Origin of the sequence: Acidovorax sp. BLS4 (assembly GCF_032929295.1) — a bacterium.
GTDB lineage: Bacteria > Pseudomonadota > Gammaproteobacteria > Burkholderiales > Burkholderiaceae_C > Paracidovorax.
This window is the reverse complement of record NZ_CP136797.1, coordinates 2008089-2030183: the sequence shown is the minus strand read 5'-3', so window position 1 is coordinate 2030183 and position 22095 is coordinate 2008089. Positions and strand designations below refer to the sequence as shown.

Sequence of the window (22095 nt, the reverse complement as noted above, 5' to 3'; positions counted from 1 at the left end):
GCATGCCGCCCCCGCTCCCGCCAGCGCCTTTGCCACCGCCGCCACCCAGCCCTGCCCCGCTGCCCCTGCCGGTGCGCTGGCTGCTGCTGTGCTTTGCGGTGCTGAGCCTGGTGACCGGCATCATCGGCATCTTCGTGCCCGGCCTGCCGACCACGGTGTTCATCCTCATGGCCGGCTGGGCGGCGGCCCGCAGTTCGCCCCGGCTGCACGCGTGGCTGTGGCGCCACCCGCTTTTCGGCCCCATGCTGCGCGACTGGGCCAACGGCGGCCAGGTGAGCCGCCGCGCCAAGTGGAGCGCCAGCATCCTCATGGCGCTCGCGGCGGCCGTGCTCGCCTTCAGCCACGCACCCCGCTGGGTGGCCATCAGCGCTTCGCTGTGCATGGCGTGCGTGCTCGCCTGGCTGTGGCAACGGCCAGAGCCGGCCCGTTGAGGGCCCATGGGAAGCAACCTGCAACCTGATCCATCAGGCAACCGCAGTTCTTCGAATTTGCTCACTTTTTGTGTATATAATCTAAGTCTTGTTCCTCGATAGCTCAGTCGGTAGAGCGCCGGACTGTTAATCCGTAGGTCCCTGGTTCGAGCCCAGGTCGAGGAGCCAAGATCATCAAGGCCTTGCATGTGTACGCAGGGCCTTTTACATCGCTAGTCAGATACCGAATATTCCTCGATAGCTCAGTCGGTAGAGCGCCGGACTGTTAATCCGTAGGTCCCTGGTTCGAGCCCAGGTCGAGGAGCCATCGACAGCCTTCCAGGCTGTACAAAAGCCCGCTATTTCATCGATAGCGGGCTTTTTTTTGTCTGCTGGACCAGTAATTTTTGGCCCGTCATTGCCGACATCGACCGAATCGGCCGTCCGGCCATCGCCTACACCCCGCCCTCTGCCGCTTCGGCATCCTCTGTGGCTCCTTGCCGCGGGTCACCCAACCCGCAGGCCATTCAATCATCCCAAAGGAGTGAAGCCATGCAGAAAACCACCACCGCGCTCGTTCTCACCCTCGGCCTGCTGGGCGCCTCCGCACCAGCCATGGCGCAGTACACCGGTCCCACCACGGGCGAACATGCTGCAGCACCGGCACCCGGCAGCGGCTACACCGGGCCCACCTCGGTGCCCACGATGACGGTCAAGCAACTGCTCGACACCGCCACGGACGACCAGCACGTCCGCCTGCAAGGCCGCATCGTGTCCCACGACGGCGGCAAAAACTACACCTTCGCAGACGACAGCGGCCGCATGCCGGTCGAGATTTCGGACAAACGCTTTCCGGCAGGCCAACCCATCAGTGCCCAGCAGCGGGTGGAACTGGTGGGAGAGGTCGACAAGGGCATCCGCAAAATGGAGTTCGAGGTGGAGCAGGTTCGCCTGATTCCCTGATCGGATGAGGCTGGGGCCCGAGCGCCGCCACTCGCCCCAGTGAAAGGCCATCCGCGGGGATGGCCTTTTTGCCATCGCCTGCTGAAGGCAGGCTCGGATCGACTCCATCCAAGCAGTCTCCGCACAACCGATCCGAAGGTGGCCTCTCCGCCCCGCCGCCCTGCGCACTCGGCGACAATGCGTTGCTTCTTCCATTCTTCCCTGTGCATGGCTGACGATTATTTGCCTTGGCTGCAACCCGGCGACGAATTTCCCAGCGTGGCGCTCAGCTGGGGCAGCGAATCCGCGGCCCCGGGACTGCTGGCCGCTGGTGGAAATCTCAGCGTCGCCCAATTGAAAAGTGCCTACCAGCAAGGCATTTTTCCGTGGTTCAGCCCCGGGCAACCCGTGCTCTGGTGGAGCCCCGATCCCCGCATGGTGCTGCCCGTGGCGGAATTTCGTCTGCACCGTTCGCTGCGCCGCACCTTGCAGAAATTCCGCGTCTCGCCCCAGTGCGAAATCCGCGTGGACCATGACTTCGGCGCGGTCATCAAGGCCTGTGCCGGCACGCCAAGGTCGGGCCAGAACGGCACCTGGATCGTGCCGCAGATGGTGGACGCCTATCGTGCATTCCACACCGCCGGCTTTGCGCACAGCGTGGAGACGTGGGTCGACGGCCAGCTCGTCGGCGGGCTGTACTTCATCGCGCTGGGCAAAGCCGTTTTTGGCGAATCGATGTTCGCCCACGCCACCGATGCATCGAAGGTCGCGCTCGCAGCTTTCGTGTGCTTGTGCCGGCACCACGGCGTGGCGCTCATCGACTGCCAGCAGAACACAGCCCATCTGGCGTCTTTCGGCGCCCATGAAATAGACCGCGCCCGGTTCCTGGACCACGTGGCAAAGGCCTCCCGGGAAGCACCGGTTTCCTGGAAATTCGAGCCCGTATACTGGACTGCGCTGATGCCCCCTACTGGGAATCCGGGATGACGCAACTCAACGATCTGCCGCTGCACACCTTGCAGTTCTATGCCACGGCCCCTTACCCATGCAGCTACCTGCCTGCACGGCAGGCACGCTCGCAGGTTGCCACCCCCAGCCACCTGATCCAGAACGATGTGTATTCGGATTTGGTGTCGCGGGGGTTTCGCCGCAGCGGCATGTTCACCTACCGCCCCTACTGCGATGGCTGCCAAGCTTGTACGCCGCTGCGCGTGCTGTCCAAATCGTTCAAGCCCGATCGCAGCCAGCGCCGCGCATGGGCGAAGCACGGAAACCTGCAGGCACGCGTCCTGCGCCTGGGCTACGTGCCCGAGCACTACCAGCTTTATCTGCGCTACCAGAACCTGCGCCACTGCGGCGGCGGCATGGACCACGACAGCATCGACCAGTACACCCAGTTCCTGCTGCAGAGCCGGGTCAACTCCCGGCTCGTGGAGTTCCGAGAACCCGACCTGGACGGCACACCCGGTGCATTGCGGATGGTCTCGATTCTGGACGTGTTGGACGACGGCTTGTCTGCCGTCTACACGTTCTACGAACCCGACCCCAGCTGCAGCTACGGCACCTACAACGTGCTGTGGCAGATCGAGCAGGCGCGTACTCTGGATCTGCCCTATGTCTACCTGGGCTACTGGATCGAAGAGAGCCCGAAGATGAACTACAAGGCACGCTTTCTGCCCCATGAATTGCGGACCAACGGCGAATGGAGACTCGCGCCATGAGGTGGTGAAGACGGCCGCCCTGCATTTCACAAGATAAAATGCGCGCTTCTCGTCAACACACATCACCATGAAAAAAGACGATGCCGGCGCGCCCGCCAAACCCAGCGTCCAGGTGCTGGAGCGCATGTTTGCACTCATCGACGTGCTCACCTCGCGCGAGGAAGCGATTTCCCTCAAGGAAATCAGCGAGAAGACCGGTTTGCACCCTTCCACGGCCCACCGCATCCTGAACGACCTGACAATCGGCCGTTTTGTGGACCGCCCGGAATCCGGCAGCTACCGCCTCGGCATGCGTTTGCTGGAATTGGGCAACCTGGTGAAAGCGCGCCTGAGTGTGCGCGATGCGGCGCTGACCCCCATGCGCAACCTGCACAAGCTGATCCAGCAGCCCGTCAATCTGAGCATGCGCCAGGGCGATGAGATCGTGTATGTCGAGCGAGCCTACAGCGAACGCTCCGGCATGCAGGTGGTCCGTGCCATCGGCGGCCGAGCGCCGCTGCATCTGACGTCGACGGGCAAACTGTTTCTGGCCGCAGACGATCCCCAGCGGGTCAGAGCCTATGCGATGCGCACTGGCCTGTCGGGACACACCCGCAACAGCATCACGCAGCTGCCGGTGCTGGAGCGCGAACTGGGCAAAGCCCGCCAGTACGGTATTGCGCGAGACAACGAGGAACTCGAACTTGGCGTGCGCTGCATGGCAGCGGGCGTGTACGACGACCAGGCCCATCTGGTCGCAGGCCTTTCAATCTCCGCCCCCGCGGATCGCCTGGATGAGAACTGGCTGCCAAAGCTCCAGGCGACTGCCAGCGAAATCTCCCAGGCCCTGGGCTATTCCACCAGCCGACGCGACAAAACAACTGCTCCCTAGCATGCCCCAAGACAAAACGCGCATGGCAAGCAATGCGCGTGGGTCAAAGGGGATCGGATCGCCTTTGGTCTTTCGCCTCTCCTGATCTCAAGCCCTGCCATTCAGAACAGGCGGGGACCGAGTTGCGTTAGGGCTTCGTGCCGATGGCGTGAAGGGTGGGCGCACCACCAATGGAAGGCAGTTTTTCCACCCAGTTGCGCACGCGCTCAGCATCGCCCAGGCGGCTGAACTTGCCTGCAGAATCCAGGAAAACCATGATCAGCTTGCGGCCCGATATCTGGGCCTGCATCACCAGGCAACGGCCTGCTTCGGAGATGTATCCCGTCTTTTGAAGGCCGATGTCCCAAGCCGGGCTTTTCACGAGCCGATTGGTGTTGTTGTACTGCAGCGTGCGGCGCCCCACGGCCACTTCATAGCTGGGAGACGTAGTGAGTTCGCGCAGCAGGGGATCGCCATGGGCAATATTGACCAAAGTGGCCAGATCGCGGGCACTGGACTGGTTATGGCTGGACAGGCCCGTGGGCTCCACATAGCGGGTATCCGTCATGCCCAGCAGCTTCGCCTTCGCGTTCATCTGCGCGACAAAAGCTTCCAGCCCGCCAGGGAAGGTGCGGCCCAAGGCATGGGCCGCCCGGTTTTCGCTGGACATGAGGGCCAGATGCATCATCTCGCCCCGCGTGAGGGTCGTGCCCACGGCCAAACGAGAACTGCTGAACTTCTCGGTATCCACGTCGTCTTGCGTGATGGTGATGGGCTCATCCATCGGCAAGTGGGCTTGCGATACGAGCAGCCCGGTCATCAATTTGGTCAGCGATGCAATGGGCAGAACGGCATGGTCGTTCTTGCTCAGCAGGACTTCGTTGGTCTCCTGGTCGATGACCAAGGCCACGCTGGACTTCAAATCCAGGGGATCGGTGAGGGAGTGCAGGCCGGCGACTTGTCCGAAGGACAACTTTTCAGGGACGGCCACCATGCGAGTGGCGACCTTCACGCTGCGCGCAGATGCGCGGGTGGTGGCCTTGACACGGGTCACCGCCTTGCGGGAAACCACCGTGGCAGAGCGTGCCACAGGACGCTGTTTGGCAGTCGAAGATGCAGCCTGCTTCTTGACCTGCACCTTCTTTCGCTCTGCCGCGTGCACCGAGGTGGCCGTGAGCGCAATGCTCATCGCAAGGAATGCGACGGTGCGAAAAAAACGAGAAGAAGCGCGAGGGCGTACGTGCATCAGAATGCTCCAAGCGGTAAAAAGTGTTTGTCAGTGTACAGAATCGAAAAAAGTCGCGCAAGATCAATACCTTGCGCGACCTTTCAATAAAGTGAATGAATTATAAATTCGATGGTCAGCCTTGTGCGGCGACTCGATCGGCTTTACTTTGTAATTTGTTCAACGCACTGATATAGGCTTTGGCTGACGCGACCACGATGTCGGGGTCTGCGCCCACCCCGTTCACCACCCTGCCGCTGTTCTGCAGCCGCACCGTCACTTCCCCCTGGCTCTCCGTCGAACCGCTGATGGCATTGACCGAATAGAGCACCATTTCGGCCCCACTCTTGACGTGCGACTCTATGGCCTTGAGTGAAGCATCCACAGGCCCATTGCCATCCGACTGGCCCCGCACCTCCTTGCCGCCCACGGTGAAGACAATGGTGGCTTGCGGGCGCTCGCCCGTTTCGCTGTGCTGCGACAACGACACGAAGCCATACTGCTCCTGCTCGTTGGCAGCACTCTCACCACTGACCAGCGCCAAGATGTCTTCGTCGAAGATCTCGCTTTTGCGGTCCGCCAACTCCTTGAACTTGGCGAAAGCGCTGTTGACGTCCGTTTCGCTGTCAAGCTGCACACCCAATTCAAGCAAACGCTGCTTGAAGGCATTGCGGCCACTCAACTTGCCCAGCACGATCTTGCTGGCAGACCAGCCCACATCCTCGGCCCGCATGATTTCGTAGGTGTCACGGGCCTTCAGCACGCCATCCTGATGGATCCCGCTGGCATGCGCAAAAGCATTGGCGCCCACCACGGCCTTGTTGGGCTGCACGACGAACCCCGTCGTCTGGCTGACCATGCGGCTGGCCGCCACGATGTGCTGGGCCTCGATGCCCAGCTCCAGTCCAAAGTAGTCCTTGCGTGTCTTGACGGCCATCACGATCTCTTCCAGCGAGCAGTTGCCTGCCCGCTCGCCCAGCCCGTTGATCGTGCACTCGACCTGGCGGGCACCGCCGATCTTCACGCCCGCCAGAGAGTTGGCCACCGCCATGCCCAGATCGTTGTGGCAATGCACCGACCAGATGGCCTTGTCGCTGTTGGGAATCCGCTCCCGCAAAGTCTTGATGAAGTTGCCATACAGTTCGGGAACCGCATAGCCGACGGTATCGGGCACGTTGATCGTGGTGGCTCCTTCCGCAATCACGGCTTCCAGGACGCGGCACAGGAAATCCATCTCGCTGCGGTACCCGTCCTCCGGGCTGAACTCGATGTCGCCAATCAGGTTGCGGGCGAATCGGACCGACTGCTTGGCCTGCTCCAGCACCTGCTCGGGGGTCATGCGCAGCTTCTTTTCCATGTGCAGCGGACTCGTCGCAATGAACGTATGGATGCGTGCGCTATTGGCCCCTTTCAGCGCTTCCGCTGCGCGCGAAATATCACGATCGTTCGCGCGGGACAGGGAGCAGATAGTCGAGTCCTTGATGGCTTGCGCGATGGACTGTACCGCCTCGAAATCCCCGTTGGAGCTGGCAGCAAACCCCGCTTCGATCACATCGACCTTGAGACGCTCGAGTTGGCGCGCAATGCGCAGCTTCTCGTCCTTGGTCATGGATGCGCCAGGCGACTGCTCACCGTCGCGCAACGTGGTGTCGAAAATAATCAGCTTGTCTGCCATTGTGTTTCTCCAGAGATGGTGGGGGTCCGCAACGTTGAAATTCTGGCACGCAAAGCAAAAAGGCCCGCTGCGGATGCATACGGGCCTTTTTGCAAGAAGAGCGCCTGTGCGCTAGCGTCTTCGCCCGAAAGCGAATAGCGATAGCAGCGGCAGTGCCAGCGTTTTCATGCGGCGCAATGTAGCACACCAGCCTCACCCAGCGGCGCAATCACTTGTGCAAGCCACGTTCGTCCGGCTCGTCAGTGGACATGCTGATCACGCTGCTATGCTGCCCTTTCGCCTTGCGCCACGCATAGACGAAGTATCCGCTCAGGCCATACAGCACGAACACGCTGAACAGCACGGTGGGCGGGTGGATGTTTATGATGGCGATACCCAGCGCGATCAAAACGATGACGGCGAACGGCACACTCTTCTTCATCTGAATGTCTTTGAAACTGTAAAACGGGACATTGGTTACCATCGTGAGGCCCGCATACAGCGTGAAGCCGAACATGGTCCAGCTCACCTGTGACCAGCTCATCCAGCCCGTCTCGCCGCGGCGCACACCGAGTTCCGTCAACAACCAGATGAAGCCTGCCACCAATGCGGCGGCGGCAGGCGATGGCAAGCCTTGAAAGTACCGTTTGTCCACCACGCCGGTGTTCACATTGAAACGGGCCAATCGCAGGGCCGCACAGGCGCAATAGACGAAAGCGGCGATCCATCCCCAGCGTCCAAGCCCCTTCAGCGCCCACTCATAGGCAATGAGCGCTGGTGCGGCTCCGAAAGACACCATGTCGGAGAGCGAGTCCATCTGCTCGCCAAAGGCACTCTGCGTATTGGTCATCCGGGCCACACGCCCGTCCAGGCTATCGAGCACCATGGCACAGAACACACCGACGGCAGCAAGATCGAAGCGGCCATTCATGGCCATCACGATGGCATAGAACCCCCCGAAAAGCGCCGCCAACGTGAACAGATTGGGCAGTATGTAGATGCCTTTTCGCCGCTTGCGCACCACCAGGGGCGTGTCATTGGCGAAATCATTGCCCTCGTGCATCAAATGAACCTCCAGCGCCCACACGGTCAGCGCAAGCAGCTATCAAAATTAGAGTACCTCTGCCGGATCCCAGTGATCGGCGGACAGCGGAGTGTAGTGCCTGCACACACTATGAGAATCCAAAGAAAAAGGCCACCGAAGTGGCCTCCCTGCAATCTTGGTACCCACGGCCGAGACCGCAGGCACGCGGCGGCGATCAGTTGCGGGTCTGGTCCACCAGCTTGTTCTTGGCGATCCAGGGCATCATCGCGCGCAGCTTGTTGCCCACCACTTCGATGCTGTGGTCGGCCGTGTTGCGGCGGCGAGCCGTCATCGATGGATAGTTCAGGCGGCCTTCCTGAATGAACATCTTGGCGTAATCGCCGTTCTGGATGCGCTTCAGGGCGTTGCGCATGGCTTCGCGCGACTGAGCATTGATCACTTCCGGGCCGGTCACGTACTCGCCGAACTCGGCGTTGTTTGAGATCGAGTAGTTCATGTTGGCAATGCCGCCTTCGTAGATCAGGTCCACGATGAGCTTGAGCTCATGCAGGCACTCGAAGTAAGCCATTTCAGGAGCGTAGCCGGCTTCGACCAGAGTTTCATAACCCATCTTGATCAGCTCGACCGCGCCACCGCACAGCACAGCCTGTTCGCCGAACAGGTCGGTCTCGGTCTCTTCCTTGAAGTTGGTCTCGATGATGCCGGCCTTGCCGCCACCATTGGCCATGGCGTACGACAGGGCCAGGTCGCGGGCCTTGCCGGACTTGTCCTGGTGCACTGCCACCAGATGGGGCACGCCACCGCCTTGGGTGTAGGTGTTGCGCACGGTATGACCGGGAGCCTTCGGGGCCACCATCCAGACGTCCAGGTCAGCGCGGGGCACGACTTGGTTGTAATGCACGTTGAACCCGTGTGCGAAGGCCAGCGATGCGCCCTGCTTGATGTGGGGGGCCACATTGTTCGTGTAGACCTCGGCGATCTGCTCGTCGGGCAGCAGAATCATGACGACGTCGGCAGCCTTTACCGCTTCGTTCACTTCCAGCACATTGAGGCCAGCCTTGCCGACCTTGTCCCACGAGGCCCCGCCCTTGCGCAGGCCAACCACGACCTTCACGCCGCTGTCGTTCAGGTTTTGCGCATGGGCGTGCCCCTGCGAGCCATAGCCGATGATGGCCACGGTCTTGCCTTTGATCAGGCTCAGGTCACAGTCTTTATCGTAGAAAACTTTCATGTTGGCTCCAGGTTGAATCGATGAGGGGGTATTGAAAAAAGGTGAGGAAATAAGCGGAGTGGATCAGACACGCAGAATGCGTTCACCGCGGCCGATGCCGCTGGCGCCGGTTCGAACGGTTTCCAGGATGGCGGTGCGGTCGATGGCCTGCAAAAACGCATCGTTCTTGGACTGATCTCCCGTCAACTCGACGGTGTAGCTCTTCTCTGTGACGTCGATAATTCGGCCGCGAAAGATGTCCGCCATGCGTTTCATCTCTTCGCGCTCTTTGCCGACAGCACGCACCTTCACCATCATGAGCTCCCGCTCGGTGTACGCGCCCTCGGTCAGGTCGACCACCTTCACGACTTCGATGAGGCGGTTCAGATGCTTGGTGATTTGCTCGATCACGTCATCGGACCCCGTGGTCTGTATCGTCATGCGCGAAAGCGACGCGTCTTCCGTGGGAGCCACGGTCAGCGATTCGATGTTGTAGCCCCGTGCGGAAAACAGGCCGACGACGCGGGACAGCGCGCCGGGTTCGTTTTCCAGCAGGACGGCAATGATGTGCTTCATGGGTGCAGATTCCTCTTTTCGCAGCCCTCCCCTGGCGCTGGTAAGCGCCAAGCTCGGCAGGCAATAGATTCGTCGTTGGAGATATTGCTATTCAAAGAATAGCTGGAAACGCTTTATGGCAAAGCGCTGAAGAGCGATTAGGCTTAAAGATCTTCCGATCCCAAAAGCATTTCGGTAATGCCCTTGCCAGACTGAACCATCGGGAACACGTTCTCCGTCGGATCAGTGCGGAAGTCCATGAAAACCGTGCGGTCCTTGAGCTTGCGCGCCTCGCGCAGCGCGGGCTCGACGTCTTGCGGCCGCTCAATCAAAAGACCCACGTGGCCATACGCTTCCGCCAGCTTCACGAAATTGGGTAACGCGTCCATGTAGCTGTGACTGTAACGGCCAGAATATTCAATTTCCTGCCACTGCCGCACCATGCCAAGGTAACGGTTGTTCAACGCACAGATCTTGATGGGAGTGTTGTATTGCAGGCAGGTGGACAACTCCTGAATGTTCATCTGCACCGAGCCTTCGCCCGTGATGCAGAACACTTCGGCGTCCGGCTTCGCCAGCTTGATGCCCATGGCATAAGGAATACCCACACCCATCGTGCCAAGCCCACCGGAGTTGATCCAGCGGCGCGGCTCATCAAATCGATAGTACTGAGCCGCCCACATCTGATGCTGCCCCACATCGGAGGTCACATAGGTGTCGGCATCCTTGGTCATGTTCCAGAGGGTTTCGACCACGTATTGCGGCTTGATGACTTCGTTGTTGCTGCGATCGTATTTGAGGCATTCGCGCTTGCGCCAGCCTTCGATCGTGTCCCACCAGGCGGCCAAGGCGCCGGCATCGGCCCGAGTGCTGGATTCGCTCACCATGGTGATCAGCTCCGTCAGTACATCCTTGACGTCGCCAACGATGGGAATATCGACCTTGACGCGTTTGGAGATGCTCGAAGGGTCGATATCGATATGGATGATCTTGCGATCGTTCTGCGCAAAGTGCTTCACGTTGCCGATGACGCGGTCATCGAACCGTGCGCCGACCGCCAGGAGCACGTCACAGTTCTGCATGGCGTTGTTGGCTTCGATCGTGCCATGCATGCCCAGCATACCGAGGAACTTGCGATCGCTCGCCGGGTATGCGCCCAATCCCATCAGGGTATTGGTCACCGGATAACCCAGCATGTCCACCAACGTGCGCAATTCTTGCGTGGCATTGCCCAGCAAAACGCCGCCACCCGTGTAGATGTAAGGCCGCTTGGCGGTCAGCAGCAACTGCAGCGCCTTGCGGATCTGGCCGCCATGGCCTTTGCGAACAGGGTTGTAGGAGCGCATTTCGACGCTCTGCGGATACCCGTGGTAGGCCACCTTCTTGAAGGAGACGTCTTTCGGGATATCGACCACCACCGGTCCGGGACGGCCGGTGCGGGCGATGTGGAAGGCCTTTTTCATCGTCATGGCCAGATCGCGGGCATCCTTGACGAGAAAATTGTGCTTCACTATGGGGCGCGTGATGCCCACGGTATCGCACTCCTGGAAGGCGTCCAGCCCGATCGCGGCCGTCGGCACCTGTCCGGAGATGATGACCATGGGAATGGAATCCATGTAGGCCGTGGCGATTCCGGTCACGGCATTGGTCAATCCGGGGCCGGAAGTGACGAGGGCGACCCCCACTTCACCAGTGGCACGGGCGTAGCCGTCGGCAGCATGCACTGCAGCCTGCTCGTGGCGCACGAGCACATGCTGAATGGTCTCTTGCTTGTAGAGCGCGTCGTAGATGTAGAGAACCGCGCCACCCGGATAGCCCCAGATGAATTGCACGCCTTCGGCCTGCAAAGACTTGATGAGGATTTCGGACCCCATGAGGTCCTGGGACGGGGAATGCGAAGCGCCCTGCGTGGCAGCGGCCGCCGAAGTGATTTCGGCCTTGGAGATTTCCATGATCAACCTTTGCGAATTTCTCTAACGAAAAACCTTGGGTGCCCCTTGTGCGGACTCTTGTGGAGCCGACTTGGAACTTGAGGCTTCGGACATGGGCGAGATGATTGCTGCGCCGGACCGAAACCCGTTTGCCTTTTGAATTGCAAGCCGGATTATGGCACTGCAACATGGATTCTGGGCACGGCACGCCCAAAAGACTTGAAGTCGATGCGATAAACTCGGCAATCACGCGCTGGCGTTTGTCGCCAACGAACCCCAAGCCCCGATCAGCGGGCACCTTTGTCTTGGCTACCGAACAAGAACTCTCCAACTTCCTCAAAAGCGTAGAAAAGCGGGCCTACAAGCGCTCGCTTTATCACGTACGCAATGAGGAGTCGGCACTGGACATCGTTCAGGACAGCATGCTCAAGCTGGCCGAGCACTATGGTGACAAGCCGGTGGCCGAGTTGCCCATGCTCTTTCAGCGCATCCTGTCCAACTGTACGCTGGACTGGTTTCGGCGCCAGAAGACACGCAATGCGTTGTTTTCTAGCATGAGCGACTTCGAAGGGCCGGGAGAAGACGGTGCAGATTTCGATCTGCTGGAAGCCTATTCGGGCCCCGAGGGCGGCGAGACAGCCCAAAGCGCGGAAGATCTGGTCAGGCGTGCCCAGGTTTTTCACGACATCGAAGCGGAAATTCAAGAGTTGCCAGCTCGTCAACGGGAGGCGTTTTTGATGCGTTACTGGGAGGAGATGGATGTTGCAGAAACGGCAGCTGCGATGGGTTGCTCGGAAGGCAGCGTCAAAACGCACTGCTTTCGTGCCGTCCAGACCCTCAGCAAAGCACTGAAGGCGAAAGGAATCGAACTATGAATTACCAGTCCTCAACCCATCCTGCGGAAATTGCCGCAGAGCGTTTTGCGCGCCGTGTGACGGCACGGCTTTCCGATGGCGCGGCCGAGCTTCCTTACGATATTTCTGAGCGGCTCCGTGCTGCGCGGGTGCAGGCCCTTGCGAAACGCAAGGTGGTCGCACCGGCGCGGCAGACGGCTCCCGCCGTGTTGGCTTCCGGCAACAGCGCGGTGCTGGGCTGGGGCGGAGAAGGTGGTAGCTGGTGGCGCGCCCTGGTGTCGGCCGTTCCAATCACCGCACTGCTCGTCGGGCTGGTGGTCATCAATGTCTCGCAGGACGAAAAAGGGGTGAACGAGGTGGCAGAGGTGGACGCCGCCTTGCTCACGGATGATCTTCCGCCATCTGCTTATGCCGATCCGGGATTCCTTCAATTCCTCAAGACGTCCGCCAACCCGACCCACTGACCCTATTGCAGATTGCATGCCCACCAGCCCTTTGGACGCCCCCCGCCTGATGCCAGCCGCCGTGCTGGCTTTTGTCTTGCTGGGCGCGCTCGTCGCGGGCGGCTGGCAAGCCTGGACACAGGTCGGGATGGCACCGGTGGCGCCCATGCCAGCCGAGGCGCTGGCCAGCAAACACACGGCCCGTGGGCCGGAGTTACGGCTTCAGGATCCTGACAGTGCAGGCTCGGGGCCTGCATGGCAATCTTTGACGGCCGCGCAAAAGGAAGCGCTCGCCCCCCTGGCCTCCCGCTGGAGCCTGCTCAGCGAGGCGCAAAAACGGCGCTGGATCACACTGTCCGCAAGCTTTCCCACCTTGTCGCCACAAGAGCGCGAAAAGATGCTGGGGCGCATGACCGACTGGGCCAACCTCAGCCTTCAGCAGCGCAGTCAGGCCCGTTTGAACTACGCCGCCACTAAGAAACTGGCCGTGGATGACAAGTGGGCCCAGTGGGAGGCGTACCAAGCCCTGCCTACTGAGGAAAAGAAACAGCTGGCGGCCCGTGCGGCCCCTCGGCCCACCGGCGCGGCCACGGCGATCCGGCCCGTGGCCCCTCGCAAGCTGGCCCGCGTTCCTGCCGCCGCGGTCGCGAATGCAAACCGCCCCAATCCCCCCAAGATTCCGCCGGTGAGCGAGTTCCATCCGACCCAGGCATTGCCGGTATCGGTCCCAGCGGCCAGCCTGGCACCTCCAGTGGAAACGGCACCCGTCTCGGTGCCGATCGCTGTTCCGTCGCCCCTGGCGCCGCTGAGCGGCGCAGAGCCGGTGGCCGCCGAGGCAGCCCCCCCTGCCGCCCCGACCCAGGACAACACCCCGCTTCACCCGCCTCAGTGATACCGCCATGTCTGCGTCTCCGTCTCAGAGCACCATGGCCAGCCATGACATTTCCCGCACCGCGATGAACGGCACCACCCCTTCGCTGCGCCGTCGCATGGCTTGCTGGCTCTACGAGGGCATGCTGATGTTCGGGGTGGTGTTCATTGCCGGCTATCTTTTCGGCACGCTCAGCCAGACACGCAATGCGCTGGACAACCGCCATGCGCTCCAGGGTTTTCTTTTCGTTGTCTTCGGCATCTATTTCGTCTGGTTCTGGGCCAGAGGACAAACGCTGGCCATGAAGACCTGGCATATCCGGGTGGTGGACCGGCTGGGACAGCCGATCACGCAGACCCGGGCCCTCGCCCGTTACGCGCTGAGCTGGCTGTGGTTTTTGCCGCCGCTGGCGGCCATGGCGCCATTCCAGCTGTCCGGTGGTGAATCGGCGGTCATTCTGCTGGGGTGGGTGGCGGTCTGGGCATTGTTGAGCCGGTTTCAGCCCGAGCGGCAGTTCTGGCACGACATCTGGGCTGGCACGCGGCTCGTGCATTTCGAGCACGCCAAAAAGTAAGCCGACAACTTCTTTCGCCGGAGGCGATAACTGCCACACAGGCCGGCGAAAATGCGTGGCCTATGTCTGCCCCCTTCACACCCCATCCCCACAAGGCCCGCACCGGCCTGCACCGCCTGTGGCATGCCGGACAATATTCGCTGCAGGGCCTTCAGGCCGGCTGGGGCGAGAAGGCTTTTCGGCTGGAGGCATGCATGGCCTTTGTGCTGCTGCCCGCAGCATTCTGGCTGGGCCGTGGCTGGTTGGAGGTTGCGGCGCTCGCTGGCACGGTGGTTCTGGTGCTGATCACCGAACTGCTCAACTCCGGCATCGAAGCCGCCATTGATCGCATCGGTCCCGAGTTGCACGATTTGTCCAAGCGCGCCAAAGACATGGGCAGCGCTGCCGTCTTGTTGAGTGTGTTGCTGTGCTCAGGCGTCTGGGCTGCAGCCCTGTTTCAGAGGTTTTTCCATGGCTGAGCCGTCTTTTTCCTTGTGCGTCTATCTGGGGTCGCGTCCAGGTGAAAACCCGTTATTCACCCAATCGGCCATTGCCGTCGGCGAATGGATCGGCCGGCACGGCGGCCAACTGGTCTATGGTGGCGGTCGCAGCGGCCTGATGGGCACGGTGGCCGAGGCCACACGGCGCACGGGTGGCCGCGTGCTGGGCGTGATTCCCCGGGCGCTCGTGGACAAGGAACTGGCCAACCGGGATTGCGATGAACTGCACATCGTCGAGACGATGCACGAGCGCAAGGCCATGATGGCCGAGCGCTGCAACGCTTTCCTGGCCCTTCCAGGCGGCATCGGAACGTTCGAAGAATTGTTTGAGGTGTGGACGTGGCGCCAGCTCGGCTACCACGACAAGCCCATCGGCCTGCTGAATGTGGACGGCTACTACGACGGTCTGATGGCGTTTCTGCAGACCAGCGTGGCCAGCGGACTCATGAGCGACTGGCAGATGGGTCTGATGACGGCCTCCTCCGACCACGAAAGCCTCCTGCAGTCCCTGGTCGAGGCCGCCGGCATGCAGGGCACGCAGAAGGTTCCGTTGCGGGCGGTGATCTGAGTCAGCGCAGCCGCCCAGGCGCGCAGTCGACCGTCAGACGGCGGCTTCGTCCAGGTCGCCCGTGCGGATGCGCACCACACGCTCCACGGCGGTGACGAAGATCTTGCCGTCGCCGATCTTGCCCGTGCGCGCCACGTTGACGATGGCATCCACGCAGCGGTCCACGTCGTCGGTCTTCACGACCACTTCCACCTTCACCTTGGGCAAAAAATCCACCACGTACTCGGCGCCGCGGTACAGCTCGGTATGGCCCTTCTGACGGCCGAAACCCTTCACTTCGGTGACGGTGAGGCCCGTCACGCCGCACTCGGCCAGGGCTTCGCGGACTTCTTCGAGTTTGAAGGGCTTGATGACGGCGGTGATCATTTTCATGGCGGAAACTCCTGGAAAGGTGAAATGCGAGGGATGCTCAAGGCCGCGTCGTCGTCGATCGCTCACGCCCGGAAACGGTTGGTGATGGGGTAGCGCCAATCCTTGCCGAAGCTGCGGCGGCTGATGCGGATGCCCACCGGCGCCTGGCGGCGCTTGTATTCATTGAGCTGGATGAGGCGCGTCACGCGCTCCACGTCGGCCCGGTCGTAGCCGGCTTGCACGATGGCGTCGATGGGCTCGTCGTTCTCCATGTACCGGGCGACGATCGCGTCGAGCACCTCGTAGGGTGGCAGGCTGTCCTGGTCCTTCTGGTCGGGGCGCAGTTCGGCGCTCGGCGGGCGCGTGATGATCCGTTCGGGAATGGGCTGCGCGCCGGTTCCGAAGGGGTCATTGGCATTGCGCCAGCGCGCCAGCGAGAACACGGCCGTCTTGGCCACGTCCTTGATGACGGCAAACCCTCCTGCCATGTCGCCGTAGAGTGTGCAGTAGCCCGTCGCCATCTCGCTCTTGTTGCCGGTGGTGAGCACCACCGCGCCGAATTTGTTGGACAGCGCCATGAGCAACGTGCCACGGATGCGAGCCTGCAGGTTTTCCTCGGTGGTGTCTTCGGGCAGGCCGGCGAACTCCTGCGCCAGCGCGGCCTTGAACGCCTCGAATTGCGGGGCGATCGAGATTTCGTCGTAGCGCACGCCCAGGCGCTCGGCCATGTCGCGCGCGTCGATCCAGCTGATGTCCGCAGTGTAGGGCGAAGGCATCATCACGGCGCGCACCTTGTCAGCGCCCAGCGCATCCACGGCAATGGCCAGGACCAGCGCGGAATCGATGCCGCCCGACAGCCCCAGCAGCGCGCCGGGAAAGCCGTTCTTGCCGACATAGTCGCGCACCCCCATGACCAGCGCGCTCCACAGATCGGACTCCAGCGCGGGCAGCGGCGCGACTTCGGCCTTCAATTCGATCGCACCCTGCACGACGTCCACGCGGACCGGAAAGCAGGCTTCCTCGAATCCGGTCGCACGCGCGGCCACGAAACCATTGGACTGCAGGGCAAAGGAACGGCCTTCGAAGAGCACCTCGTCCTGGCCACCGACCAGGTGGGCATAGACCAGCGGCAGGCCGGTCTCCGTGACACGCTCGCGCATGATCTGCTCGCGCTCGGCGCTTTTGCCCAGGTGGAACGGCGACGCGTTGATGGTGACCAGCAACTGCGCCCCCGCCTGCGCCGCCCGGCGGGCGGGGCCTTCGAACCAGGCGTCCTCGCAGATCAGCAGGCCGACGCGCACGCCCTCCACGTCAAAGAGGCAGGTGCCGTCGCCTGGCAAGAAGTAGCGCCGCTCGTCGAACACGTCGTAGTTCGGCAGTTCCTGCTTGAGGTAGGTCTGCTCGACCACCCCATTGCGCAGCACGCTGGCAGCGTTGTAGCAAAGGCCTTCGCCATCCGCTTCGGCCCGCTGAGGATGCCCGACCACGATGGCCAAGCCCTCGAACCGCGCCGTCTCCCGCGCCACCGTTGCCAGTGCATCCTCGCAACCCGACAGAAAAGCGGGGCGAAGGTAGAGGTCTTCGGCGGCATAACCGCACAGCGACAACTCGGGCGTGAGCAGCAGGCGCGCGCCGGCGGCATGGGCTTGCTGGGCGCAGGCGATGATCTTGCGGGCATTGCCCGGCAGATCGCCCACCACGAAATTGAGCTGGGCAACGCTGATGACGAATGGCATACGGGGATGGAAAAAGGACTCGAACGATTATGTCACCCGCGTCCTGCACGATGGCGCCTTGCGCCACAAGGCCCTGCGTTATCCCCGCGGGCACTGGAAAACTCTGTGGATAAGTCGTGGCTTGCCCTGTAAGGCGGTCCTAACTCCTTGTCAGGCCTGAAAGAATGTCCCCGTGCCCTCTTTTTAGGCACACGGACTGGTGTGGATGCCATACCTCCCCGCGGCGGCGAAGCCCGGTTTGGGCCATGATGGTGTCCCCCCTCCACCGACCGCACGCCGCCTTGTCCCAACCCGCCGATACCGCCTACGTTCTGCGCCTGCACCCGTCTCCCGACGACGTGGACGCCGATGACTGGGATGCGCTCCTGGCCGCCCAGCCCCACGCCACCCCCTTCATGCGCCACGCCTACCTTTCGGCGCTGCACAGCAGCGGCAGCGCGGTGCCGGAAACCGGCTGGACGCCCGTGTTCTGCACGCTCTGGCGGGAGGAGGTTCTGCAGGGCGCGTGCGCGGTGTATGCCAAGCCGCACTCCTACGGGGAATACGTGTTCGACCAGGGCTGGGCGGGTGCCTATGCGCGCCACGGCATGGACTACTACCCCAAGGCCGTCGTGGCCGTGCCCTTCACCCCCGTGCCCGGAGCGCGGTTGCTGGCCGTGGACGCGGCGGCGCGGCATGCGCTGGTGCGGGCGCTGGTGCAGTGGTGCGAAGAGGCGGGCCTGTCGTCGCTGCACCTGCTGTTCACCGCGCCGCAGGATGTCGAGGCCGCGCAGGCAGCGGGGCTGATGCTGCGGCACACGGTGCAGTTTCATTGGACGAACGCGGCGCCCCCGCACGGCGCCGGCGCGCTCGCCTCACCGGCCGAGGGGGCGACCCCGTCCGCACGCGAGGGGGCCGGGCCGATGGCCGACGCGAGCGGCGAAGCGCCCTCGCCTGCCGGCGAACGGCCGTTCGAATCCTTCGACCATTTCCTGGCCAGCCTGTCGCAGGACAAACGCAAGAAGATCCGGCAGGAGCGGCGCCGCGTGGCCGACGCGGGCGTGGCGTTCCGCTGGATGCGGGGCACCGACATCACGACAGACGACTGGGATTTCTTCTACCGCTGCTACGAGCGCACCTACCTGGAGCACGGCAACCCGCCCTACCTCACGCGCGAATTTTTCGCCCGCATGGCCGCCGACATGCCCGAGGCCTGGGTGCTGTTCATCGCCGAACGCGGCGGACACCCCATTGCTAGCAGTTTGATAGCAGTCGGGGCAAACGATACTAGGGCACAAGGCAAAAAAGACCCGGAACTGGTGGCGTTCGGCCGCTACTGGGGAGCGCTGGAGCGGGTGGACTGCCTGCATTTCGAGGCCTGCTACTACCAGCCGCTGCAGTGGTGCATCGCGCATGGCGTGCAGCGCTTCGAGGGCGGCGCCCAAGGCGAGCACAAGATGGCACGGGCCCTGCTGCCGGTGCAGGCCACGAGCGCCCACTGGCTCGCCCATCCCGCTTTTGCCGAGGCGGTGGACCGGTTCCTGGAGCGCGAGGGGGAAGGCGTGGCGCAGTATCTGGAGGAACTGCAGTCGCGCAACCCGTTCAAGACGGGCCGGTGACCCGAAGCGCATGAAAGCGCAGGCGCCCGCCCCGACCAGAACTGGGGCCGCGGCGGCGGCACAGCCCGCCGGGTTCAAGAGTCAAAAGCCCGTCCAGCGCAATATCTACTAGGGCATATCGCTACAAAAAATATAGCAACGCTCCTGACTTTGGCAGCGGGCTACGCCACGGCAGCCGAGCGCACCAGTCCCATTTCGGCGCTGCTGAGCAGGGATTCGATGTCCATCATGATGAGCATGCGCTCGCCGACGCTGGCAATGCCGGTCACGAAGGCCGAATCCACCTCGCCCTGGAACTGCGGCGCCGGCCGGATGGCCTCGGCCTGCAGGGGAACGACGTCGGCCACCGCATCCACGACGGCGCCCATCACCGTGCCGCCCACGTTGAGGATGATGACGACGGTGAAATCGGTGTACTCGGCCTGCGCGCAGCGCAGCTTCAGCCGCAGATCGACGATGGGGACGATCACGCCACGCAGATCGATCACGCCCTTGATGAAGTCCGGCGCGTGGGCCATGCGGGTGGGTTGCTCGTACGAGCGGATTTCCTGCACGCGCAGGATGTCGATGCCGTATTCCTCCTGCCCCAGACGAAAGGTGAGGTACTCCGCTGCGTTGGCGGCGGCACCCGTGGCATGGCGGGGAGAGGCGGAAGCGGGGGTCGACAGCATGGCAGGTCCTTCACAGATCAGGGTTCAGCACGTGCAGACGACCGTCTGGCGCGCGCGGCAATGGTCCAGCATATCAGCCGCCTTGTTACTTGTGCTGACATTTAGCCGATTCCACCTATTCAAAGAAGGCCATTGCTGTGCTAGCAACGGCCTGCCCTCGGGCTTGGGCAGCGCTGGTGGCGGTTGCCTGTGGCGGCCCACAGGAAAGCCCGGGGGCCATCAAGACCCGGGCCGCTTGCCCGCCTGTCCGGCGTGCCGACAGGACAGCCTCAGGCCGGCAGCAACGTGACGCCTGTCTTGGCCTGCAGCGCTTCGAAAGTCACGCCCGGCGCGAGTTCGACCACCTGCAGCCCCTTGGGCGTGACGTCCATCACGGCCAGGTCGGTGATGATGCGGTCCACCACGCCCACGCCGGTGAGGGGCAGCGTGCACTGGGGCAGGATCTTGAGGTCTTCGGTGCCGTCCTTCTTGCGCGCCACATGCTCCATGAGCACGATGACGCGCTTGACGCCGGCCACCAGGTCCATCGCACCGCCCATGCCCTTGACCATCTTGCCGGGGATCATCCAGTTGGCCAGATCGCCCTTCTCGCTCACCTGCATGGCGCCGAGGATCGACAGGTTGATCTTGCCGCCCCGAATCATGGCGAACGACTGGTCGCTGCCGAAGATGGAAGAGCCCTTGATGGTGGTGACGGTCTGCTTGCCGGCATTGATGAGGTCGGCGTCCACAGCGTCTTCGGTGGGGAACGGGCCGATGCCCAGCATGCCGTTCTCCGACTGCAGCCACACTTCCTTGTCGCCCGTGAAATTGGCCACCAGCGTGGGGATGCCGATCCCCAGGTTCACGTAGAAGCCGTCTTCGAGTTCTTGTGCCGCGCGCGCGGCCATCTGGTCTTGGGTCCAGGGCATCTCAGGCTCCTTCTTTCTTGTTGACGGGCACCGTCACCGTGGGCACGGCTTCGCTGGTGGCAGCGGCCTGCGCGATCACGGCCTGGGCCTCGACCTTGGCAGCGGCCACATCGACGGGCGCGGCGGTCACGGTGCGCTTTTCGATGCGCTTTTCGGGGTTGGGGTTGTGCACGATGCGATGCACGTAGATGCCGGGCAGGTGCACATCGTCCGGCGCGATGTCGCCCGTCTCCACGACCTCCTCCACCTCGACGATGCAGACCTTGCCGGCCGTGGCGGCCGCGGGGTTGAAGTTGCGCGCGGTCAGGCGGAACTGCAGGTTGCCGGACTTGTCGGCGCGCCAGGCCTTGACGAGCGACACATCGGGCACCAGCGAGCGCTCCATCACATAGGTTTCGCCGTCGAATTCGCGCAGTTCCTTGCCCTCGGCCACCATGGTGCCGACGCCGGTCTTGGTGAAGAAGGCCGGAATGCCGGCGCCTCCCGCCCGCAGCTTCTCCGCCAGCGTGCCCTGTGGGGTGAATTCCAGCTCCAGCTCGCCGGCGAGGTACTGGCGCTCGAATTCCTTGTTCTCGCCCACGTAGGAAGAGATCATCTTCTTGATCTGGCGCGTTTCCAGCAGCTTGCCGAGGCCGAAGCCGTCCACACCGGCGTTGTTGGAGATGACGGTAAGGTCCTTGACGCCGCTGTCGCGCAGGGCGTCGATCAGCGCCTCGGGAATGCCGCAGAGCCCGAAGCCGCCGACGGCCAGCATCTGGCCGCCGGCCACGACGCCCTTGAGCGCCTCGGCCGCGGTGGGAAAAAGCTTGTTCATTGGAGACTCCTCAACATCAGGTTGGATGGCCGCTACGATACTACGTACCCCGCTACGTAGTTCTCCCTAAATACTTCCATGGATGTCGCCGATTACCGCCTCGCTTTCGAAATGGCCCCGGTGGGTCTGGTCATTTCGCGCAACCGCACCATGGTCGACTGCAATCGCCAGGTGTGCGAGATGTTCGGCGCCTCGCGCGAGGTGCTGATCGGCCAGTCTTTCCGGATTCTGTATCCCAGCGCGGACGAATACGAGCGCCTGGGCAAGCACATGGAGCCCATCCTGAATGCGCGGGGCCACTATGCCGACAACCGCATCATGAAGCGGGCCAGCGGCGAGGTGTTCTGGTGCCATGTCTCGGGCCGGGCGCTCAATCGCGAAACCCCGCACGAATCGGGCATCTGGAGTTTCGAAGACCTCAGCTCGCAGCGCTCGGTCAAGGCCGAACTGACCGGACGCGAGCGCGAGGTGGCGGCGCGGCTGCTGGACGGCCTGACCTCCAAGGAGATCGGCCGTGCGCTCGACATCAGCCACCGCACGGTGGAGATCTACCGCGCGCGCCTCATGCGCAAATACGCAGCCTCCACGGCGGCTGACCTGGTGCAAAAGCTCATGGCGGGATGACGGTCGGCCATCAGGGATACCCCTACTAACACTTGCTTTCATCTGAGCTCCCTGGGTG

At 62.6% G+C, this 22095-nt stretch carries 24 protein-coding genes and 2 tRNA genes; 15 read left to right on the top strand and 11 right to left on the bottom strand.

The features are described from left to right. The first annotated feature begins 2 nt into the window (after positions 1 to 2). The 7 genes from R1Z03_RS09460 to R1Z03_RS09430 all read left to right on the top strand — a co-directional run bounded on the left by R1Z03_RS09460 (position 3) and on the right by R1Z03_RS09430 (position 3944). A complete protein-coding gene (locus R1Z03_RS09460; RefSeq protein WP_317358999.1) occupies positions 3 to 431 on the top strand; it encodes a YbaN family protein in 429 nt (142 codons plus the stop codon). Between the two features lie 92 nt (positions 432 to 523). Next, positions 524 to 599 (top strand) — tRNA-Asn (locus tag R1Z03_RS09455). Positions 600 to 662: 63 nt separating this feature from the next. After that, positions 663 to 738 (top strand) — tRNA-Asn (locus R1Z03_RS09450). Positions 739 to 962: 224 nt separating this feature from the next. Further along, positions 963 to 1373: a NirD/YgiW/YdeI family stress tolerance protein gene (locus R1Z03_RS09445; RefSeq protein WP_317358996.1), complete on the top strand. Its 411-nt coding sequence runs from the start codon at positions 963 to 965 to the stop codon at positions 1371 to 1373. A gap of 207 nt (positions 1374 to 1580) precedes the next feature. After that, positions 1581 to 2339: a leucyl/phenylalanyl-tRNA--protein transferase gene (gene aat / locus R1Z03_RS09440; RefSeq protein WP_317358994.1), complete on the top strand. Its 759-nt coding sequence runs from the start codon at positions 1581 to 1583 to the stop codon at positions 2337 to 2339. Further along, positions 2336 to 3073: an arginyltransferase gene (locus R1Z03_RS09435; RefSeq protein WP_317358992.1), complete on the top strand. Its 738-nt coding sequence runs from the start codon at positions 2336 to 2338 to the stop codon at positions 3071 to 3073. The genes aat and R1Z03_RS09435 overlap by 4 nt, the downstream gene beginning before the upstream one ends. Before the next feature lie 67 nt (positions 3074 to 3140). After that, positions 3141 to 3944 carry an IclR family transcriptional regulator gene (locus tag R1Z03_RS09430; protein WP_284430924.1) on the top strand — a complete coding sequence of 268 codons (804 nt, stop codon included), beginning with the start codon at positions 3141 to 3143 and terminating at the stop codon, positions 3942 to 3944. A gap of 127 nt (positions 3945 to 4071) precedes the next feature. Here R1Z03_RS09430 and R1Z03_RS09425 read toward each other — a convergent pair whose 3' ends face one another. The 6 genes from R1Z03_RS09425 to R1Z03_RS09400 form a co-directional block, all read right to left on the bottom strand. Next, positions 4072 to 5169 (bottom strand): serine hydrolase, encoded by a 1098-nt coding sequence (locus R1Z03_RS09425; RefSeq protein ID WP_317358989.1) that lies wholly within the window; start codon positions 5167 to 5169, stop codon positions 4072 to 4074. A gap of 115 nt (positions 5170 to 5284) precedes the next feature. Beyond that, on the bottom strand, positions 5285 to 6823 hold the full coding sequence (locus tag R1Z03_RS09420) for a 2-isopropylmalate synthase (protein ID WP_317358987.1): 1539 nt from the start codon (positions 6821 to 6823) through the stop codon (positions 5285 to 5287). A gap of 208 nt (positions 6824 to 7031) precedes the next feature. Then, positions 7032 to 7865, bottom strand: a complete 834-nt coding sequence (gene pssA, locus R1Z03_RS09415; protein WP_284427766.1) for a CDP-diacylglycerol--serine O-phosphatidyltransferase — start codon at positions 7863 to 7865, stop codon at positions 7032 to 7034. A 196-nt stretch (positions 7866 to 8061) separates the two neighbouring features. Continuing rightward, on the bottom strand, positions 8062 to 9078 hold the full coding sequence (ilvC, locus tag R1Z03_RS09410) for a ketol-acid reductoisomerase (RefSeq protein ID WP_284430922.1): 1017 nt from the start codon (positions 9076 to 9078) through the stop codon (positions 8062 to 8064). Positions 9079 to 9141: 63 nt separating this feature from the next. Further along, complete coding sequence (ilvN, locus tag R1Z03_RS09405; protein WP_092743827.1) at positions 9142 to 9633, bottom strand: acetolactate synthase small subunit; 492 nt, start codon at positions 9631 to 9633, stop codon at positions 9142 to 9144. A 143-nt stretch (positions 9634 to 9776) separates the two neighbouring features. After that, positions 9777 to 11564: an acetolactate synthase 3 catalytic subunit gene (locus tag R1Z03_RS09400; protein WP_284426843.1), complete on the bottom strand. Its 1788-nt coding sequence runs from the start codon at positions 11562 to 11564 to the stop codon at positions 9777 to 9779. 284 nt (positions 11565 to 11848) lie between these two features. Here R1Z03_RS09400 and R1Z03_RS09395 point away from each other — a divergent pair, with 284 nt between their 5' ends. The 6 genes from R1Z03_RS09395 (at position 11849) to R1Z03_RS09370 (ending at position 15332) form a co-directional block, all read left to right on the top strand. After that, positions 11849 to 12418, top strand: a complete 570-nt coding sequence (locus R1Z03_RS09395) for an RNA polymerase sigma factor (protein ID WP_272569459.1) — start codon at positions 11849 to 11851, stop codon at positions 12416 to 12418. Continuing rightward, on the top strand, positions 12415 to 12861 hold the full coding sequence (locus tag R1Z03_RS09390) for a DUF3619 family protein (RefSeq protein WP_317358981.1): 447 nt from the start codon (positions 12415 to 12417) through the stop codon (positions 12859 to 12861). Before R1Z03_RS09395 ends, R1Z03_RS09390 begins: the two co-directional genes overlap by 4 nt. Positions 12862 to 12877: 16 nt before the next feature. After that, positions 12878 to 13732, top strand: coding sequence for a DUF3106 domain-containing protein (locus tag R1Z03_RS09385; protein WP_317358979.1), 855 nt, complete (start codon positions 12878 to 12880; stop codon positions 13730 to 13732). Between the two features lie 64 nt (positions 13733 to 13796). Continuing rightward, positions 13797 to 14285, top strand: coding sequence for an RDD family protein (locus R1Z03_RS09380; RefSeq protein WP_284430919.1), 489 nt, complete (start codon positions 13797 to 13799; stop codon positions 14283 to 14285). Positions 14286 to 14347: 62 nt separating this feature from the next. Beyond that, positions 14348 to 14743, top strand: coding sequence for a diacylglycerol kinase (locus R1Z03_RS09375; RefSeq protein WP_284430918.1), 396 nt, complete (start codon positions 14348 to 14350; stop codon positions 14741 to 14743). Then, a complete protein-coding gene (locus R1Z03_RS09370; RefSeq protein ID WP_317358976.1) occupies positions 14736 to 15332 on the top strand; it encodes a TIGR00730 family Rossman fold protein in 597 nt (198 codons plus the stop codon). The genes R1Z03_RS09375 and R1Z03_RS09370 overlap by 8 nt, the downstream gene beginning before the upstream one ends. 33 nt (positions 15333 to 15365) lie before the next feature. Here R1Z03_RS09370 and R1Z03_RS09365 read toward each other — a convergent pair whose 3' ends face one another. Together R1Z03_RS09365 and R1Z03_RS09360 are read right to left on the bottom strand one after the other, a co-directional pair. Beyond that, entirely contained in the window at positions 15366 to 15704 is a 339-nt protein-coding gene (locus R1Z03_RS09365; protein WP_092743842.1) for a P-II family nitrogen regulator, read from the bottom strand. Positions 15705 to 15766: 62 nt separating this feature from the next. Then, positions 15767 to 17419, bottom strand: coding sequence for an NAD+ synthase (locus tag R1Z03_RS09360; protein WP_317358973.1), 1653 nt, complete (start codon positions 17417 to 17419; stop codon positions 15767 to 15769). A gap of 245 nt (positions 17420 to 17664) precedes the next feature. Here R1Z03_RS09360 and R1Z03_RS09355 point away from each other — a divergent pair, with 245 nt between their 5' ends. After that, positions 17665 to 19017, top strand: a complete 1353-nt coding sequence (locus R1Z03_RS09355; protein WP_372588248.1) for a GNAT family N-acetyltransferase — start codon at positions 17665 to 17667, stop codon at positions 19015 to 19017. A 161-nt stretch (positions 19018 to 19178) separates the two neighbouring features. Here R1Z03_RS09355 and R1Z03_RS09350 read toward each other — a convergent pair whose 3' ends face one another. From R1Z03_RS09350 to R1Z03_RS09340, 3 genes are all read right to left on the bottom strand, one after another. Next, positions 19179 to 19688 carry a chemotaxis protein CheW gene (locus tag R1Z03_RS09350; RefSeq protein ID WP_272569450.1) on the bottom strand — a complete coding sequence of 170 codons (510 nt, stop codon included), beginning with the start codon at positions 19686 to 19688 and terminating at the stop codon, positions 19179 to 19181. 269 nt (positions 19689 to 19957) lie between these two features. Continuing rightward, complete coding sequence (locus R1Z03_RS09345) at positions 19958 to 20599, bottom strand: 3-oxoacid CoA-transferase subunit B (RefSeq protein ID WP_284400194.1); 642 nt, start codon at positions 20597 to 20599, stop codon at positions 19958 to 19960. A gap of 1 nt (position 20600) precedes the next feature. Further along, positions 20601 to 21413 (bottom strand): CoA transferase subunit A, encoded by an 813-nt coding sequence (locus R1Z03_RS09340; RefSeq protein WP_272569448.1) that lies wholly within the window; start codon positions 21411 to 21413, stop codon positions 20601 to 20603. A 78-nt stretch (positions 21414 to 21491) separates the two neighbouring features. Here R1Z03_RS09340 and R1Z03_RS09335 point away from each other — a divergent pair, with 78 nt between their 5' ends. After that, complete coding sequence (locus tag R1Z03_RS09335; protein WP_284430913.1) at positions 21492 to 22037, top strand: PAS and helix-turn-helix domain-containing protein; 546 nt, start codon at positions 21492 to 21494, stop codon at positions 22035 to 22037. Positions 22038 to 22095: the final 58 nt, after the last annotated feature.

What these genes read in the sequence shown, in the direction of transcription:
- R1Z03_RS09460 (WP_317358999.1), top strand. Translation starts at nt 3, where the DNA reads ATGCCGCCCCCGCTCCCGCCAGCGCCTTTGCCACCGCCGCCACCCAGC.
- R1Z03_RS09445 (WP_317358996.1), top strand. Translation starts at nt 963, where the DNA reads ATGCAGAAAACCACCACCGCGCTCGTTCTCACCCTCGGCCTGCTGGGC.
- aat (WP_317358994.1), top strand. Translation starts at nt 1,581, where the DNA reads ATGGCTGACGATTATTTGCCTTGGCTGCAACCCGGCGACGAATTTCCC.
- R1Z03_RS09435 (WP_317358992.1), top strand. Translation starts at nt 2,336, where the DNA reads ATGACGCAACTCAACGATCTGCCGCTGCACACCTTGCAGTTCTATGCC.
- R1Z03_RS09430 (WP_284430924.1), top strand. Translation starts at nt 3,141, where the DNA reads ATGAAAAAAGACGATGCCGGCGCGCCCGCCAAACCCAGCGTCCAGGTG.
- R1Z03_RS09425 (WP_317358989.1), bottom strand. Translation starts at nt 5,169, where the DNA reads ATGCACGTACGCCCTCGCGCTTCTTCTCGTTTTTTTCGCACCGTCGCA.
- R1Z03_RS09420 (WP_317358987.1), bottom strand. Translation starts at nt 6,823, where the DNA reads ATGGCAGACAAGCTGATTATTTTCGACACCACGTTGCGCGACGGTGAG.
- pssA (WP_284427766.1), bottom strand. Translation starts at nt 7,865, where the DNA reads ATGCACGAGGGCAATGATTTCGCCAATGACACGCCCCTGGTGGTGCGC.
- ilvC (WP_284430922.1), bottom strand. Translation starts at nt 9,078, where the DNA reads ATGAAAGTTTTCTACGATAAAGACTGTGACCTGAGCCTGATCAAAGGC.
- ilvN (WP_092743827.1), bottom strand. Translation starts at nt 9,633, where the DNA reads ATGAAGCACATCATTGCCGTCCTGCTGGAAAACGAACCCGGCGCGCTG.
- R1Z03_RS09400 (WP_284426843.1), bottom strand. Translation starts at nt 11,564, where the DNA reads ATGGAAATCTCCAAGGCCGAAATCACTTCGGCGGCCGCTGCCACGCAG.
- R1Z03_RS09390 (WP_317358981.1), top strand. Translation starts at nt 12,415, where the DNA reads ATGAATTACCAGTCCTCAACCCATCCTGCGGAAATTGCCGCAGAGCGT.
- R1Z03_RS09385 (WP_317358979.1), top strand. Translation starts at nt 12,878, where the DNA reads ATGCCCACCAGCCCTTTGGACGCCCCCCGCCTGATGCCAGCCGCCGTG.
- R1Z03_RS09380 (WP_284430919.1), top strand. Translation starts at nt 13,797, where the DNA reads ATGAACGGCACCACCCCTTCGCTGCGCCGTCGCATGGCTTGCTGGCTC.
- R1Z03_RS09375 (WP_284430918.1), top strand. Translation starts at nt 14,348, where the DNA reads ATGTCTGCCCCCTTCACACCCCATCCCCACAAGGCCCGCACCGGCCTG.
- R1Z03_RS09370 (WP_317358976.1), top strand. Translation starts at nt 14,736, where the DNA reads ATGGCTGAGCCGTCTTTTTCCTTGTGCGTCTATCTGGGGTCGCGTCCA.
- R1Z03_RS09365 (WP_092743842.1), bottom strand. Translation starts at nt 15,704, where the DNA reads ATGAAAATGATCACCGCCGTCATCAAGCCCTTCAAACTCGAAGAAGTC.
- R1Z03_RS09360 (WP_317358973.1), bottom strand. Translation starts at nt 17,419, where the DNA reads ATGCCATTCGTCATCAGCGTTGCCCAGCTCAATTTCGTGGTGGGCGAT.
- R1Z03_RS09355 (WP_372588248.1), top strand. Translation starts at nt 17,665, where the DNA reads ATGATGGTGTCCCCCCTCCACCGACCGCACGCCGCCTTGTCCCAACCC.
- R1Z03_RS09350 (WP_272569450.1), bottom strand. Translation starts at nt 19,688, where the DNA reads ATGCTGTCGACCCCCGCTTCCGCCTCTCCCCGCCATGCCACGGGTGCC.
- R1Z03_RS09345 (WP_284400194.1), bottom strand. Translation starts at nt 20,599, where the DNA reads ATGCCCTGGACCCAAGACCAGATGGCCGCGCGCGCGGCACAAGAACTC.
- R1Z03_RS09340 (WP_272569448.1), bottom strand. Translation starts at nt 21,413, where the DNA reads ATGAACAAGCTTTTTCCCACCGCGGCCGAGGCGCTCAAGGGCGTCGTG.
- R1Z03_RS09335 (WP_284430913.1), top strand. Translation starts at nt 21,492, where the DNA reads ATGGATGTCGCCGATTACCGCCTCGCTTTCGAAATGGCCCCGGTGGGT.